Below are 16,254 nucleotides of genomic sequence, written 5' to 3'. Positions count from 1 at the left end.
TCGTCTTTGAGCCGAACGATGAACCGTTGTGGGCTCAGATCCGGCTGAACATCGGGGCCTTCATGCACAATCTGTTTCGGCAGGGGGCCTTTCAGGGCAGCACGCCGCGCGATGCCTACTTCGTGAAATGCGACAAGGAGACCACCACGCAGAACGATATCAATCTTGGAATCGTGAATATCGTGGTCGGCTTTGCACCGCTCAAGCCGGCGGAGTTTGTCATTATCAAATTGCAGCAAATGGCCGGGCAAATCGAAGTCTAGCGATTGATGTGAGGAGGGACAAGCATGGCGCAGTTTAGCGTGAACGCACAGCGGTTCGATCCCTATAAGAACTTCAAGTTTCGAGTCAAATGGGACGGCAAGTACGTTGCCGGGGTCAGCAAGGTGAGTTCATTAAAGCGGACTACCGAGGTGGTCGAGCACCGGGAAGGCGGTGATCCGTCGAGCAGCAGAAAATCTCCGGGTCGTACGAAATACGAGGCGATTACCCTGGAGCGTGGCGTGACACACGATACCGAATTCGAAAAATGGGCGAACAAGGTGTGGAACTATGGCTCAGGGTTGGGCATGGAAGTCTCGCTCAAGGATTTTCGCAAGGATATCATTATCGAGATGTACAACGAGGCAGGGCAGCTTGCGATCGCGTACAAGGTCTATCGCTGCTGGGCCTCCGAATTCCAGGCTCAGCCGGACTTGGATGCCAACGCCAACGCCGTGGCGATCCAGACCATCAAGCTGGAGAACGAAGGATGGGAACGGGATTACGAAGTAACGGAACCAACTGAACCGAGTTTTACAGAGCCGGCAGCATAAGCATCTATGTCTTCGCTATCTGCTAGGAGTCTCTTAGCGGTCTGGGAGCGTGGGGCGAGCGAGTCCCCGGTTGTGCAAGCACTGAGCTTGCTGGCCGCCGCCGTTCCTAAGACGGAGATCAGTGATCTTGAGCGTCTGCCTATAGGCCGTCGTGACGCGCTCTTGCTCACGTTGCGTGAACAGTTGTTTGGTTCGCGCGTGCAGACCGTGGTTGTGTGCCCCAAATGTCATGACAACCTCGATCTTGCGTTTCATGTCGATCAGATTCGCGTGCCGGTGGAGTGCAAGTCAGACGAAGATCGAGGGGAGTGTGTTTCCGACGTCGACGACTACCGGGTGACCTTCCGGCTGCCGGCGAGTGAGGATTTGCTGGCGGTCATGAACGAGAAGGAGCCAACAGCGGCCAAACAATTACTACTGAAGCGCTGTCTGCTGCGCGTGCTTCATCATGATGGAGAAACTACAACCGATCTGCCCAATTCTGTGGCTCGGGGGGTGATTGAGCAGATGGCACTGGCCGATCCTCAAGGTGATGTACAGCTTGCGGTGACCTGTGGCGTGTGTGGGCATCAGTGGGAAGCCATCTTCGATATTGTGTCGTTTGTGTGGCATGAGATCAGTGCTTGGACGAAGCGGGTTCTACGCGAAGTACACATTCTGGCTTCTGCATATGGGTGGGCTGAGAGTGACATTCTTGGGATGAGTGCCTGGCGGCGTCAGTGCTATTTGGACATGGTGCAGGGATGAGCGATTATCTGACGAACCTCCTCATCCGTACCCGGTACCCTGAACGCACGATTCAGCCTCGTTTGTCGTCGATGTTCGACCCTGTATCGCCTGGCTCCATGGCCGGCGAGGTGCCATGGTGGTTTCCTGGCGAGGAACCAGATCGGGCAGTCAATCTGAACGAGCAGGATCCCAGACCTGATCAGCCAGCGCGCCAATCTCTGAACGCTCCAGTGCAAGGCCGAGAGGAGGCCGGACCAATTTTTGAACAAGAAGCTCAGCAGCGGAAACAGACGTTGGAATCCTCTGCTGCACTTGGGCGGCGGCACTCTTTTTCGAAGACCACCTCTGTCCCCGAGCCGAAGGATGTTGCTTCAGAAGCTAATACCGTAACGACTCTGCCGGCATCGGTCTCTATGGATTCTGAGCAGCGGCTGGCCACACCAAGACCTTTATCCGATGGCAAACCGGTCAGCCTCTCACCGATAGACAGCAGCGTAGCGGTGGGTTCCACTCCTGGCGCTTCTATTGGACCTGATCAAGAGGAAACAGCCGTACGTCACAAGGCCGCAGGCCAGTCCGCAAGTCCTGCGCGACGGGTACCGAATGGTCAGGCGAATGAAACGGGCAGAGGCCACGCTTCTCCCCCGATTGACGATCTCTCTGATGAAAAGAGGCCGATTCCTCAAATAGTCACAACAGCACGGGCACCGGATCGTGCGTCAAAGAGCTATGTCGCTGGGCGGGGGCCATACGGGAGTGTTTCGTCGCCTGTGGATCCTCTTGTTGGAGCACCGACAGGGCAAAGCGATGGTCAATCCCAGGCTAGACTGTCGACAACGGTGACTGAGTCGGACGGGACTATCCCGGCACTTCGCAAGGCAGTATCTGGTGCGATGCCCAATATCGGTGAATTCTCGCTTGATCCTTCCCTTGTCTCTTCAGCGTCAGCAACAAAGGTCGGGAGGGAATCGCAGCAAGTCACATCGCGCAGGCTAGGGGATATTCCGAGGACATCCTTCTCACCAGCGGATCAGCAGCAACCATCGGCTCACTCTCTTGCCGTGCCATTGGCCTCGAAGACATTTAGGGTAGAACGACGCGTTGCTTCACCAATGACGGCAGCCACTGTCGGTCATACATCGGTGACGGACAGAGCGAAGCGGGTAGAACCGGTTGTGCAGGTGACCATTGGTCGGGTGGAGGTGCGTGCGGTTGCTCCTCCAGTGCGTCAAGAGAAGGGCCGAAAGCCACAATCGTCTATGAGTCTCGACGACTATCTCAAGGGTCGTGGTGCTCGGGGTGGAGGATGAGCAACTCTCTGGCGATCGCCTCGGTAACCGCGACGTTACGTCGGCTGCTCGAAAAGGGTGGAATTGAAAACGTGACGGTCAGGCCACTCGACAAGGCACCGGAAGGGATCAATGCCGACAAGCAACGGATCAATCTCTTTCTCTATCAGGCCTTACCCAATGCGGCCTTTCGCAATATGGACATGCCAGGGCGGGTGAAATCCGGAGAAACGGGCCACCCCCCATTACCGCTCACGCTGTACTACTTGCTGACGGCGTATAGTGGGGATGAACGGGATGAGACGACTAGTCACGCTCTTTTGGGCAAAGCCATGAGCGTTTTTCATGACCATCCGCTTCTGGGAACAGAGGAAATCAAGGATGCTGTGAGAACCCCTTTCCCTGAGAGTGATTTGGCTGAGCAGGTGGAACGCGTTCGCATTACGCTTCAGCCGCTGCTCTTTGAAGAGATGTCGAAGCTCTGGACGACCTTTCAGATTCATTATCGCTTGTCGGCGGCTTACCAGGTTTCCGTTGTGCTGATTGAGAGTACACGTCCGACGAGAACGCCGCTCCCCGTATTGACTCGACAAGTGATGGTTCAGGCCAATTTGACTCCGCCGTTTCCGACGCTGACGGAAATCACGATATCGATACCAGGGTCACTTGAGAGGTTGAAAGCACTACTAGACCTGCCGAAACAACAGCCCGGTGCGCTGTTGGGAGATGAGCTTCTGATCAAGGGACATCATCTGGACGGAAGTTCAACGGTCGTACATCTGATGCATCCGCTGCTCAAGAAGCCTATGGAGATTCCGGTCGAGGGCGGAACGGCCAACGAATTAAGAGTGACCGTTCCCAACAAACCGGCCGATCTGCCGGCAGGTCTCTATGTGCTGACCGCCCGCATCGCGCCGACCGGTCAGACGACAACGGGGAGTGAACGGACAACCAATGCCCTCAGCCTGTCTCTTACCCCAACGATCAAGGACGTGAAACCGAAGACACTCAAGCGCGATGCTGTGCTGACCGTAGAATGCCGCCCTGAGGTAAGGGGTACCCAACGTGTGTCGGTATTGTTGGGAGATCATGAACTTTTTCCCGAGGCACGACCAGCACAAACGGATACCGTGAAGTTTCGTCTGAAGAGCATCGCCCCTGGTAATTATTTCGTCCGGCTACGGGTTGACGGAGCGGATAGTGCATTCATTGATTGGAACAGGTTGGATGAGGATGATGCGAAGATTGTAGACAGTATTCTCAAGAAATGGCGTGAGAGTAACACGCCCCCAGTCTACGATGAGATAAATAAGATGAAGTGGGCGGTAACAGTTAAATGAAGGACTCTAAACAAATACCCTGGCAGCAACAGAACGATGAGTATCTGAGAAAGGCGCTGGCCTGGTTGCGGCTGCGCCTGGTCTGGTTCATCCAGCAGTCGGCGAGTTCGACATCGCCGGTGCAATCTGAGGCTCGCTCGGCCCCACGCAAGGTCGTTCGGCGACAATCGGGCGATCTTGGCGCACAGACAAGACCTTCCGCTGGCGCCAAGAGTGTTGGCGACGAGCACCTTACTCGAGCCGCTGAGGAATTGGCGGCATTTGAGACAGCAGAGCATCCTCCGACCTTGGTGACCTTGCGCCGTAATCTTGGCCTGTCGCGGTTTGAGAGCGAGGTGCTGTTGCTCTGTGCGTCGATGGAATTCGACATGCGGATGCCGTCGCTCTGTGCACAGGCCCAGGATGATCCAACGGCCCGGTATCCTACCTTTGCGCTTTCGTTGGCCTTGTTTGCCGAACCGGCCTGGGATGTGCTCTCACCGGAACGGCCGTTGCGGTACTGGCGGCTGCTCGAAATCAATCAGCCAGGGGCGCAGCCGCTCACGACCAGCGCCCTGCGGGCCGACGAGCGCATTGTCAATTATATAAAGGGGCTCAATTACGTGGATGATCGCCTCGTGCCGCTGCTGCTGCCAGTACGGTATGACGATCGAAGTGTGGACCTTCCACCGTCGCAACGGCATGCGGTAGACGCGATTGTGAATCAGGTCCAGACTGCCGGATCGCTTCAGACTATCCCAGTCATGCAACTGCTGGGTACCGATTCACCGAGCAAACAACTGGTTGCGAGTCATGCAGCTGCAGCGCTCGGCCTGCCCCTCTATCGGCTCCCTATCGACGTGCTTCCTTCACAGCCAGCTGAACTGGAGCAGCTGACGCGGCTGCTGATGCGCGAATCGGTTCTCTGGCCCTTTGCCCTGTATCTGGACGCCCATGAGGTGGAGAAGACGACTGCGAACGAGACCCATGCCTCCGCCCTACATCGATTCCTGGCTCGAAGCAGAGGAATCTTCTTCCTCGACACCCAGGATCGTCGGATGGAAATGGGCCGCACTTCTGTTTCGCTCGACATCGGGAAGCCGACCCAAGCGGAACAGTATCTGGCGTGGGACGCTCTCTTAGGTGCTCAGCAGAACGGCACGGCTGCGCGACTCGCCGGTCAGTTCAACCTGAACCTCACGACTATTCATCAGATCGCTCAGACGACGCTGTCATCTCCTGCCGTCGGGCAACAGTCGATTCCGCAACAGCTCTGGGAGGCTTGTGTCGTGGACACCCGTCCGCGACTGGAAATCCTGGCGCAGCGGATCGAGCCAAAAGCCTCTTGGAAAGATATTGTCCTTCCTGAGCAGGAGCTCAACCTTCTGCATCAACTTGCCGCACAGGTGGCGAACCGCACCCGTGTGTACGACGAATGGGGATTCGCGGCCACGCGCGCACGCGGGTTGAGCATCAACGCCCTGTTTGCGGGCGAGAGCGGCACCGGGAAGACGATGGCGGCAGAGGTGCTCGCAAACGACTTACGGTTGAGTCTCTATCGGATCGACCTGTCGGCGGTGGTCAGTAAGTACATCGGGGAGACGGAGAAGAATCTTCGGCGGTTGTTCGATGCTGCGGAGGACGGCGGAGCGATTCTCTTCTTCGATGAGGCGGACGCCCTGTTCGGCAAACGCAGCGAGGTGAAAGACAGCCACGATCGCTACGCCAATATCGAAATCAACTATCTCCTGCAACGCATCGAAGCGTACCGGGGGCTGGCCATTCTGGCGACAAACCGAAAGAGTGCGTTGGACTCGGCCTTCATGCGCCGCATCCGGTTCGTCGTGGAGTTTCGTGCCCACGGCATCCAGCAGCGGAAGGCCATCTGGGAACGAGTGTTTCCACGCGCCACACAGACGGCGGAGCTTGATTTCGACCGGTTGGCACAACTCAATCTGAACGGCGGGAATATCAACAATGTCGCAATGAATGCCGCGTTTCTCGCAGCTGATGCCGGATCCCCGGTGACCATGCCACTGATCTTTGACGCAGCCCGGGCAGAGTTTCGCAAACTGGAACGGCCGATTTACGAAGCTGACTTTCAATGGGACGACGCAACGGAAGCCGTCGCATGAACGTACGACTCCACATTGAGCGTTTGATCCTGGACGACCTGCCGATCGTAGGGAGCCAGCGGGCACTCGTGCAGGGGGCCGTCGAACGGGAACTCGCACGGTTGATCGAGGTGAATGGCGTTGGGCCGGACACCATGGCCGGAGGTGCCCGTCCATCCGTATCTCCTACTGTGATGCACATGGCCGAAGGCATGACTCCAGTACAACTCGGACGGCAGATCGCCCAAGCGGTGTATCAAGGAGTTGGGAATCATTCGTCGGCGAAGAGGCATTAGGAGCGAGTTGTAGACAAGCTGAGTGAGAGAGTGGCCGCGAGGCTAAGGGAAGAGCGGGAATGGAACGGACTGGTGTACAGGTCGAAACGGGGAAGAATCAGGGGCTTCGGTCGAGCTCCGGTGGCCTCCTTCAACGTCAGTGTGCCTGCGGAACGCACACGATGGGTGGTGTGGAATGCACGGAGTGTGCGCAGACTAAAGGCTTTCTCCAGCGGAAACTTAGCATTGGGGTTACCAATGACCTGCTTGAACAGGAAACGGACCGGATCGCTGATCGGGTGATGGCGACGCCAGCGTATCCTGCCGTCAGCGGTGCTCCACCGCGCCTCCAACGCTTTAATACCGTGAGTGTTCCAGACGATCCACTTGAGCGGGAAGCCGACCGCACTGCCGATATGGTGCTCAGCCGCTTGGCCTCGCCAAGGCCATTTTCCACACCATCGGTAAAAACGGCAGATACAGTTGGTCTCGTCCAGTCTTCTGGCTGTGTGGATTGTGAGCTGAAGGCTGAAGAGGATATGCCAATTGCTATATCTTTCGGCGTGCCCAATATGCTCCAGCGTACCGGAGATCCTGACGAGGATGCTGCGGATGCCGCCGCGAATGCGGCGATGGCCGAACCGGAAGTCGAAGGCAGCGACGAAGACGAGGCAGACGATGTTGAGGATAGCGACGAGGTGGTACAGGCGAAACAGAACAGCGATGCGGCGATCCTGCGACCTCCCGATATCACAGGGCAATTGCTACGCGGCATCGAGCAGACACGGAGCAGCGGCCGGCCCTTGGCGCATCCGATTCGATCACGCATGGAGACGGCGTTTGGCGCCGACTTTGGTGGCGTGCGTGTGCACACAGACAGCCATGCCGCCCGTCTAGCCAGCTCGATCCATGCGCTGGCCTTCACCACCGGCCCTAACATTTTCTTTGACGCCGGCCGCTACGACCCAGTATCGACAGCCGGCCAACGCCTGCTGGCACATGAGCTGACCCACGTCTTGCAGCAAGGCGCAGCGCTTGCCTCCCGGCAAACAGCGCTATCTACAGATAGCGCCAGCCGTATTCAATTGGCCCCGGATAGAACCAAGGAAACCTTGATAGGTGAAATACTTTTCTTTGACGCGAAGAATGAGCAAATCCTTGAGGTACGTGCCTTTGAGTCCCAAAAACTCGGTATTTCCTCTGGATATTTCGAAATAAAACTGACTCCACTGGGTGGCGGGAGGTATGACACCCAAATCGTAGGCGGGGGCAAGTATATCTGGACATTTGATGATCCGGCAGAAACGGAAAAGGCGTTCAAAAAAGCTGCAAGTATCTTCCTGCTGGTCTACGGAAAACCCGGCGATAAGCAGTTGGACAAGCCGGCAGAAAAGCCCTCCGCCGATGATCCAACAGGCCCATCCGGCACCCCTACCATCACTATTCCCAGTCCGCCGCCTGCGAAAGGGAGGCAGACTCATGAAGTGGAAGACAAACCACCGGATATCGAGAAGACTCGTCCGCCTGGTGAAACAGGTGGCCAACCTCAGGAGGGTGAGAAGAAGCCCAGCCAACAACCCGATGCTGTCCCGGAAGGTGAAAAAGGAACCGGAGGACTTCCCCTTCCCGGCAAGAGCGGCGACAAGAGCAGTGGCGGCATCCCCGGCGAAAAGAAGGGTGGCAGCAAGTACGGCGTGTTCGGTCTGCTTGACCTACCTCAGCCCTTGATAGATTTTCTGGAAGATGCGCTGGAAGTACTGGGCGACTCCGAAGAAATGGAGGCCATGTCTGAGACTTTGCGCATGTTGAAAGACCTGGCTGAACACCGCGATGCGCTGGCTGAGCTGTTCCAGGATTCTACGACACTACTCGAGATCGCGTTGGGCTTGAAGGATAATGCCGCCATCACCGCTATCGAGGCCTGGGTTGCCAATGAGGTTAAGCCGCCCAAGAGGAGCAAGAATCCCAGCCGCAAAGGTATTGCCGCTCTGGCCACTAAGCTTGTCGCAACGGTTGGCAAGCTACGTAAGGTTCTAAAACCTGTATTCAAGGTGCGTAGTGCAGTTCAGTCCGCAATAGGCGGCGTCGGCCTGATGTTGGAAGCTGCCCCTGCTCTCGAGACCTTGCTCGACATGGCAGCCAACCCCAGCAAACTTGCTGATCTGGACCTGCAGTCCGCCGCCGACGAATTCGCCGTTGATTTTGCTGGGAAGCTCAAGCTCAAGCTGGACTCCGCACCTAAGCTACTCAAGACCGGGATCGAAAAACTTAGCGAGTCCGATCTGGTTACTTACGAGGAATTGGCGCGCGCCGTGACCGCAGCAATCCTTTCAGCCGTTCCAAAGCTCTACAAGCCAGTGGTTAAAGCGGCAAAAGGGGTAGGCATAGATAAGGCCATCGCCGACAACGTGATCGCCCCCTTGATCCCCGAGGAAGCGCTGAATGGACTGAACGATGCCATCCGGTCGCTGATCAAACTCGTACAGCCGACGATGGACGCAGCAGCCAACGACTTACAAAAGATCATTGATGAGCTCGGCCCGGGTTTCCTTGAAGAGTTGCCACAAGAGGTCAAGGCCATCATCAAGCCATCGCGCAAGCCTGGTTATGCCAACCACCGCTTGTCACCAGCGACGATCGCCCGGCAGATCGGCAAATCAGACGGTGACCCTCTGGATGAGAAGGTCCGCACCGAGGCCGAGACGCGCCTGGGCCACCTCTTCGGGAGTATTCGTGTGCATACCGACCCAGCGGCTGTTGTAGCCAGTGAACGCTTGCACGCCAATGCCTTTGCCATCGGCAATGATCTCTACTTCGGCTCTGGCAAGTTCCAACCCAGCACAAGCGAAGGCCAGCGTCTGCTTTACCATGAGCTTGCACATACGGCGCAACAACAAAACTGGGGCAGTCTTGTGCTTCAGCCGGACTATAAGGATTTGCTCAAGCGGTTGGCCAAGCGGTTCTCTGCCTCGGTCATCGCCGAACTCAAGGGCGCAACGACTACTTCGCCGGCGAAAGAAAAGCAAATCACTGAGATCAAGGATAAGGTTACAAAGCTTGTCGGGCGCAAGGTGGAATCGCGCACCAGCCCCGCGCTACCAACTGGGTATATGTATATCCCCAAGGACAAGGGCAAGATCAAGACGATCCGGCGGACGCTCACGTGGATCCGATTTCTGCCAGCCCTCACCATCGACAATAAACGTATCATTCGGCTGGCCGCAACATTGTCCAAGTTCGACCCTAAAAATGCAGCTCGTGCGGCACTGCGGAGCGCACTGGGATGCGACTCAAGCAAACAGGAAGCGCACCATGTGATCCCACTTGAGTTATTCCTGAACCCTGTTGTGCAAGTCGCGGTAAAGAACGGATTCAAGTTCAATGGGGCTGACAACGGCTTGTGTATATCGAACAAGATTCACAGCGGTTCGCATAAAAATTATACCGAAAATGTGCTTGCCCGATTGAATAAACTCAAGACTGATCCAGCCGTGGGCACTGACTGGGGCAAGCTGGAAGAACCTTTCCTGGCCTTGATCGGTACCCTGAAGGGCGAGCTTAAGGCGCGGAGAAAGAAGCTATCGTGATAAAGAAACGGGTTTCATCTAAGAGCAAGCCGATACCGAAGTACTGGGTCTGGTACCCTCAGGGCCCCGAGCGCGGCAAAGCTTTCGTCACCGAGATGGGCGGTTTCAGTTCTGAGCAACATCTTCGCATGCTGCGGGGTGAGAGCCTCTCACCCATCCCCAAGGTCATGATCAAAGACGTAACGCCGGGACGATTTCTCGACCATCTAGGAAACTACCTTGGCATTCTGTTGGTTTCGCCGGTGCTAAGGCGTGTTCTTGAAGAGAGCTCAGGCGCGCACCTGCAATTTATCCCAGTGGGCGTGCACGGCAAGTCCGACCTGAAGTATTTCGGCGTCAATGTTCTCGACTCAGTTCCGGCGCTTGATCTCAAGCGTTCCAAGGTTACCAGGCTGCCCGGTGCAAGTGGCATCGACCGTATCTTGAGCTTCGCAGTGCGGCCGATTCCTGAGGGTGCACCGCCGATTTTTCATGTTGCAGAGGATACTACTCTTATTGTGGTGAACGACGAATTGCGTCTCAGGCTTATCGCCGCAAGCAAACATCCAGGTGTGTTAACGCCAGCGGAGAAGTACCGAAATGAATTTTGAAGCATTATGCACAAGGGAATCAACGGGGTCAGCGTCGAATGAACGAATTGGAAAACTAAAGCGGCGTATTTTTCTGAAGTACTGAGAGACCAACAGGGTTGAGGAAATCGAAATGTTGAGCGAGAAAACACACAACCAGACAATGCAGAAGAGTTCAATGCTCTTCACGCCGGTCTCACGCGCGGTGCTTCAACGCAAATGCGCCTGTGGAACACACACCTTGGGTGGGGGGCAGTGTGCTGAGTGTCAGAAAACGCAGGTGAATGGCAGGCCGCTCCAAACGAAGTTGGCGATCAGCGAGCCGCGCGATGCCTATGAGCAGGAAGCGGACCGTGTGGCCGAGCAAGTGATGCGCATGCCTGCATCAGCTGCAAATACGAGAAGGAGTGGTAGAGCAGCTCAGCCCCTGGTGCAGCGACGAGGGACTGGCGGTTCAACTGGCCTCGCCGCGGCACCACCCATTGTGCACGAAGTTTTGAACTCACCAGGCCAGCCGCTTGATTCAGCCACTCGATCTTTCTTCGAACCACGCTTTGGGCACGACTTCAGTCAGGTGCGCGTGCAAGTGGCACCGGTGCGGAAGGTGCAGCCGGCGTATAGCGGGAAAAGCGACTGCAGCCCGACCTGGTTTGGTGACACGAGCCCCGAGGTCGACCCGAGCGGAGGGAGTTTTACCGGCAGATTGATCGTCAAGTACAACCAAGCTGAATTGAAAGATCCGTGTGTCCGTGAATGCGTCGAGCAACATGAGAGTGTCCATGTCAAGCACCTCACGCCCATCGTGAAAAAGATACACGACTGTGATGTGGCAGCCGGGAGCGACTGGGACAAGAAAGGAAAGTGCAATGAAATGGCCACTCGTGAGTTGACAGGTGTTCGCCTGCGCTCCGAATGTGAAGCCTATCAGAAAAGCTTTACTTGCCTCACGCTGAAGATTCTTGATTCGAAGAGCCCGTGCTCGAAGCCGCCTCACCGGGAACAAATTCAGAAGCATCGTGGCTTCGAGGGATGCGAAATGAAGCGGTACTGTGCCGAAGCAGGCACTCCTGAGGTAGGAATCCCCAATGTGTAAGACCACAGTGAAAGATTGAATCAATGACCGTCAGTGAACAGAAAAAGAGGACAGGCTACTTTTCTAGAGTCAAGAGGTTATATCAGCGATTGGAAGAGGGAGAATCCATCGGGAAAAGATGAACTGTTTTCCGAACAGTCGGCGTCACGCAAGGGAAAAACTAATTGCGGGTAGAGTCGATTGGGCGGCAGGGGCATATGACTGAGGCAGAATTGACAGGGGATCGTGAGCAAGCGACGCGGGCTCTGGGGGGGGAATGTCCACAGCGGAACTGTGTCAGAGTATTCTAAAGCAAATCTGGTTCTCTGGAAGTGGGGAGCCACAAGACCTGGTTGGTAAGGTCGGTCTGTCGGTGTCGTCTGAAGAATCGACGAAGGCGGCGAAGGAGCTCCGGCAAAGGAACCTCTTTGGAAAGAAGAATGCCCGCATGGGTCCGGCCGGTTTCTTGCCAGAGGGCTGCAAGCTTCACGAAGTCTTTCCGGTCAAATGTCAGGATGGCTCGGTGCTCGCGGCTGGCAAACGCCAATTGTTCATTGTCAGAGACGCCAAGCATTCCTGCGGCGTGGGACGAGAGACAATCGATGCCGTGTTCGGTGAGCAAGGCTTCCAACGCGCGAGGAATATGTTCATCGAGATACAGCTTCATGGATGGTCATGAAACGAGGCAGGACTATCGAGATGGACGGTTCGCCGGGTCGAGCGCATCGTTCTCAGCAATCTCGCGATCGATATCTTCCCGATGATCATAGTAGTACGACAAGGCATCGTAGATGGAGGCAAGATTGAGATGAGGGTAGGAGACCAACAGTTCTTCGGGACTCATTCCATGGTGCAACACATACATGACCACCGTTCGGACCGTGATGCGCGTCCCGTCGATACGCGGGCTCCCGCCGCAGACGGCTGGATCGTTAGTGATATGAGGGTGCAGCACTTTCGGCATGATGAGGTCAACCTGATGAAAGAACCTAGCATAACCGAGGCGGCGAGGCCGGTCAATGTTACGGAACGAATGCGCGATGCGCAGGAGCACAGGTCCCGGTTGCCCCAACTCCTCAATGCCGCGCCGTGATGATCTATTCCGAAACGGCGCAGCGGCTCAACCAGGTGGGCAATGTCCCGCGTGTATGGGTGGGATCGGGTGGGAAGGGTGGGGGCAGAATCGGAGAAGTGAGATAACAGATAGTGAAATGAGGGACAGATGACCAGTTTTCCCAACTCTCCTCGCTTAATGAAAGGCGCGATTGTCGGCGTCGATGCCGTTAATCCACTCGCCAGCGTGGTGGTGTTTCAATACAACCCGGACTCCCTGACCCGCCGGCTGGAGGCGCGCTCAACTGGTGGCGGAGAGACGAGCGACCGATCGGAAGCGTTTCGGCTGACCGGTCCTCCCAAGGAAACGATCACGCTGAATATCGAGGTGGATGCGACGGACCAACTTGAACAGGCCAATCCGATCGCGCTTGTGTCAGGGATCTCGCCCCCGCTTGCAGCGCTGGAGATGCTGCTGTACCCCAAGAGTGCCACCGTCATTTCCAATTCACTCCTGGCTCAGGCCGGCAACATCGAGATCGTTCCGCCGGAAGCTCCGTTGACGTTGTTTGTGTGGGGGGCGACGCGCGTGCTGCCTGTGCGTGTCACCGGCTTCAGCATTACGGAAGAGGCATATGATCCCTTACTCAACCCCATCCGGGCCAAGGTCGACTTGACGTTGACGGTGCTGAGTTACGTGGATCTGAAGATCTCGAACCCCGGGTACTCGCTCTTCCTGGCGCATCAGATTGCGAAGGAAGTCATGGCGACTACCAATGTGGTGAACAGTGCCCAGAATCTTACAACATCGTTGAAGCTTGGGTGAGGTGACCGATGTTTCCTCCCACCAGTCGCTACCACGGCATCGAAATCGCCAAATACGAACCGGCGGATGGGAAGGAGATTGCGTATCTGCGACGCCGTTTTGTGCCAGCTGTCAGCCCGAATACGCCGGTCGTGGCAGAACATGTCGTCACGCAAGGGGAACGCCTCGACAATATCACGGCGCGGTATCTCGGCGATCCCGAGCAGTTCTGGCGCCTGTGCGATGCCAACAATGCGATGCGGTCGGAGGAATTGACCAGCACGATCGGTCGCCGGTTGCAGATCACGTTTCCTCAAGGGGGAGCCATTTAGCCATGCCGAGCCTTGGTGTCCGTCTGCAATTGCTCATCGGCCCGACGGTGCCGATCCCGGCACCCTATCCGGTGATGGAGGCACTGACCGACGTGGAAGTCACGAATCGGGATCAAGATTTCGATGGGTTCAAGCTGACGTTCAGTCTGGGGAAGGAGACGATCCTCGATTATGGGCTCTTGCTCACGGGGCTGCTCGATCCGCCGAGCCGAGTCATTATTATGGTGTTTATCGGGGTGCTGCCTCAAGTGTTGATTGACGGCATCATCACCAATCACCAGATAGCCCCCAGCAATAGGCCGGTGGAGTCCACCTTGACTGTGTTCGGGAAGGATATCAGCCTGAAACTCAGTCTGGAGGAGAAGAGCGAAACATTTCCCAACCAGGCCGATTGGGTCATCGTCAACAAGCTGATCGCAAATTATGCGACGCTGGGTCTGGTGCCTCGCGTGACGCCGACGACCGATGTGCCGATTCAGGTTGATCGGATTCCCTCGCAACAGGGGAGCGATCTTGATTTCATCCGAGAACTCGCTCGCCGCAACGGCTTTGTGTTTTACATTGAGCCGACCATGATCCCCGGCGTCAATGACGCCTATTGGGGTCTCGATAATCGGTTGGGGCTACCGCAACCGGCGCTCACGATGAATATGGGGGCCGATACCAATGTGGATCAACCGATGACGTTCAGCTTCGATGCCCTGGGCCCGGCTGAACCACAAGTCACTATTCTTGAGCCGTTCACCAAGCGACCGATCGCGATTCCCTTGCCAAGCGGGTTGCATCCTCCCTTGGCTCGGCAACCGGCAAGTTCGTTGCGAAAGACGTTGCCCAGGAATACGGCGAACCTCAATCCTATTCAGGCGGCGCTACGGGGCCTGTCCTCAGCGAGTCAGTCTTCGGATGCAGTGACTGCCACGGGAGAAGTGGACGCCGTGCGCTATGGACGCGCTTTGCGGTCACGCCGATTGGTTGGGGTTCGTGGTGTGGGACAAAGCTACGACGGCACCTATTACGTGCAGGAAGTCACGCATCGCGTCAAGCGCGGGGAATACAAGCAGAGCTTTTCGCTTCGGCGTGAAGGACGCGGTGCCTTGACGCCGGTGGTGGTGCCATGAACGGCCAGGGTCCGCCGTTTTACGGAAAGTTTCGAGGCGTGGTGTCCGACAACCGCGATCCGCTGATGCTGGGACGGATTCGAGCGAAGGTGCAGGATGTGTTCGGTGAACAGGAAAGCGGGTGGGCCCTTCCTGCCTTACCCTATGCCGGGAAGAACGTGGGCTTGTTCCTTATTCCGCCCACTGATGCGTCCGTCTGGATCGAGTTTGAGCATGGCGATCCGGACTATCCCATCTGGACCGGCTGTTTCTGGGCGCAGGGGGAGTTGCCGGCCTCGCCTGCGGTGGCCGAGATGAAGGTGCTCAAGACCGATGTCGCGACGATGACGCTGAACGATGTAACCGGTGCGGGGGGCGTCACCATTGAGACGACTGCGGGCATGAAGATCGTGATGAATGTGACGGGGATCGAAATCACCAACGGCCAGAATGCCAGCATCAAGCTCACCGGTCCACAGGTGTCCGTTAACGGCGGGGCCTTGGAGGTGACGTAATGCCAGGGTATCTCCTGCATATGGGTGCCACGGTGCTCTGTCTCCATGCGGGGCAAGCCCAAGCGACAGCTCCCAACCCTCGGGTGAAGGTTAGTGGACAGATGGTGGTCACCCAGTCCACCCCTCATACGGTGGTTGGATGCCCGTTTAATGTCAGCGGGTCGCCGGTGCCCTGCGTCACGGCCCAGTGGGTGACGGCGGCATTACGCATCAAGGCCGGGGGGATTCCGGTGTTGTTGCAAGATAGCCAGGCGATCTGCGCACCGAATGGGACAGGGGTGAACATCGTCACGACGCAGATGCGGGTCAGGGGGAATTAATGAATATCGACTATCCCTTTCATTTCGATCGCGTGGGTCGCACGGCAACGACCGGGGAAGCGGACCACATCCGGGACATGATTGAAGAGTTTCTCTTCACCAACCCCGGCGAGCGGGTCAACCGGCCGGATTTCGGCAGTGGCCTGCTGCAGATGATCTTCACGCCGAACAGTTCCGAACTTGCCACAGCCCTTCAATTTACCGTTCAGGCGGGCTTGCAACGGTGGCTCGGCGATCTCATTGCGGTCGAACGGCTGGAAGTGACGAACAACGACGAAGGCAGGCTTACTATCCTTATTCAGTACCTGGTGCGGCGGACGAATGATCGCCGTACGACTCAGTTTTTACGAAAGGTGTAGCTCG

General features: G+C 56.7%; 18 protein-coding genes. 16 read left to right on the top strand and 2 right to left on the bottom strand.

From position 1 onward, the window contains the following. From P0120_23755 to P0120_23710, 10 genes are all read left to right on the top strand, one after another. Window positions 1-263, top strand: a 263-nt coding sequence (locus P0120_23755; protein MDF0677324.1) for a phage tail sheath family protein, incomplete at its 5' end; no start/stop codon positions are given. 24 nt (window positions 264-287) lie between these two features. Beyond that, window positions 288-815 carry a phage tail protein gene (locus P0120_23750; protein ID MDF0677323.1) on the top strand — a complete coding sequence of 176 codons (528 nt, stop codon included), beginning with the start codon at window positions 288-290 and terminating at the stop codon, window positions 813-815. A 6-nt stretch (window positions 816-821) separates the two neighbouring features. After that, the gene (locus tag P0120_23745) at window positions 822-1,562 is read left to right on the top strand and encodes a hypothetical protein (protein MDF0677322.1); all 741 of its coding nucleotides are present in this window, start codon (window positions 822-824) and stop codon (window positions 1,560-1,562) included. A 1,094-nt stretch (window positions 1,563-2,656) separates the two neighbouring features. Next, window positions 2,657-2,854, top strand: a complete 198-nt coding sequence (locus tag P0120_23740) for a hypothetical protein (GenBank protein MDF0677321.1) — start codon at window positions 2,657-2,659, stop codon at window positions 2,852-2,854. Then, entirely contained in the window at window positions 2,851-4,173 is a 1,323-nt protein-coding gene (locus P0120_23735) for a DUF4255 domain-containing protein (GenBank protein ID MDF0677320.1), read from the top strand. The genes P0120_23740 and P0120_23735 overlap by 4 nt, the downstream gene beginning before the upstream one ends. Further along, entirely contained in the window at window positions 4,170-6,287 is a 2,118-nt protein-coding gene (locus tag P0120_23730) for an ATP-binding protein (GenBank protein ID MDF0677319.1), read from the top strand. Before P0120_23735 ends, P0120_23730 begins: the two co-directional genes overlap by 4 nt. Then, entirely contained in the window at window positions 6,284-6,562 is a 279-nt protein-coding gene (locus tag P0120_23725) for a hypothetical protein (protein MDF0677318.1), read from the top strand. The genes P0120_23730 and P0120_23725 overlap by 4 nt, the downstream gene beginning before the upstream one ends. Window positions 6,563-6,723: 161 nt before the next feature. Next, the gene (locus P0120_23720) at window positions 6,724-10,128 is read left to right on the top strand and encodes a DUF4157 domain-containing protein (GenBank protein ID MDF0677317.1); all 3,405 of its coding nucleotides are present in this window, start codon (window positions 6,724-6,726) and stop codon (window positions 10,126-10,128) included. Beyond that, complete coding sequence (locus tag P0120_23715; GenBank protein MDF0677316.1) at window positions 10,125-10,718, top strand: hypothetical protein; 594 nt, start codon at window positions 10,125-10,127, stop codon at window positions 10,716-10,718. The genes P0120_23720 and P0120_23715 overlap by 4 nt, the downstream gene beginning before the upstream one ends. A gap of 112 nt (window positions 10,719-10,830) precedes the next feature. Beyond that, a complete protein-coding gene (locus P0120_23710) occupies window positions 10,831-11,790 on the top strand; it encodes a hypothetical protein (GenBank protein ID MDF0677315.1) in 960 nt (319 codons plus the stop codon). Window positions 11,791-12,076: 286 nt separating this feature from the next. Here P0120_23710 and P0120_23705 read toward each other — a convergent pair whose 3' ends face one another. Beyond that, entirely contained in the window at window positions 12,077-12,436 is a 360-nt protein-coding gene (locus P0120_23705; protein MDF0677314.1) for a DUF5615 family PIN-like protein, read from the bottom strand. 24 nt (window positions 12,437-12,460) lie between these two features. Then, the gene (locus P0120_23700) at window positions 12,461-12,733 is read right to left on the bottom strand and encodes a DUF433 domain-containing protein (protein ID MDF0677313.1); all 273 of its coding nucleotides are present in this window, start codon (window positions 12,731-12,733) and stop codon (window positions 12,461-12,463) included. A gap of 258 nt (window positions 12,734-12,991) precedes the next feature. Here P0120_23700 and P0120_23695 point away from each other — a divergent pair, with 258 nt between their 5' ends. Genes P0120_23695 through P0120_23670 form a run of 6 tightly spaced genes read left to right on the top strand, consistent with a single transcriptional unit; the run spans window position 12,992 to window position 16,250 of the window. Then, window positions 12,992-13,648, top strand: coding sequence for a hypothetical protein (locus P0120_23695; protein MDF0677312.1), 657 nt, complete (start codon window positions 12,992-12,994; stop codon window positions 13,646-13,648). 8 nt (window positions 13,649-13,656) lie between these two features. Further along, entirely contained in the window at window positions 13,657-13,959 is a 303-nt protein-coding gene (locus P0120_23690) for a LysM domain-containing protein (protein MDF0677311.1), read from the top strand. A 2-nt stretch (window positions 13,960-13,961) separates the two neighbouring features. After that, window positions 13,962-15,077 (top strand): hypothetical protein, encoded by a 1,116-nt coding sequence (locus P0120_23685; protein MDF0677310.1) that lies wholly within the window; start codon window positions 13,962-13,964, stop codon window positions 15,075-15,077. Beyond that, on the top strand, window positions 15,074-15,571 hold the full coding sequence (locus P0120_23680; GenBank protein MDF0677309.1) for a phage baseplate assembly protein V: 498 nt from the start codon (window positions 15,074-15,076) through the stop codon (window positions 15,569-15,571). The genes P0120_23685 and P0120_23680 overlap by 4 nt, the downstream gene beginning before the upstream one ends. Continuing rightward, window positions 15,571-15,891 carry a hypothetical protein gene (locus tag P0120_23675; protein MDF0677308.1) on the top strand — a complete coding sequence of 107 codons (321 nt, stop codon included), beginning with the start codon at window positions 15,571-15,573 and terminating at the stop codon, window positions 15,889-15,891. The genes P0120_23680 and P0120_23675 overlap by 1 nt, the downstream gene beginning before the upstream one ends. Continuing rightward, window positions 15,891-16,250 (top strand): GPW/gp25 family protein, encoded by a 360-nt coding sequence (locus tag P0120_23670; protein ID MDF0677307.1) that lies wholly within the window; start codon window positions 15,891-15,893, stop codon window positions 16,248-16,250. The genes P0120_23675 and P0120_23670 overlap by 1 nt, the downstream gene beginning before the upstream one ends. Window positions 16,251-16,254: the final 4 nt, after the last annotated feature.

It is taken from the genome of Nitrospira sp. (assembly GCA_029194675.1).
GTDB lineage: Bacteria > Nitrospirota > Nitrospiria > Nitrospirales > Nitrospiraceae > Nitrospira_D.
The sequence above is the reverse complement of the archived record's forward strand: the minus strand, read 5'-3'. Positions and strand labels throughout refer to the sequence as shown.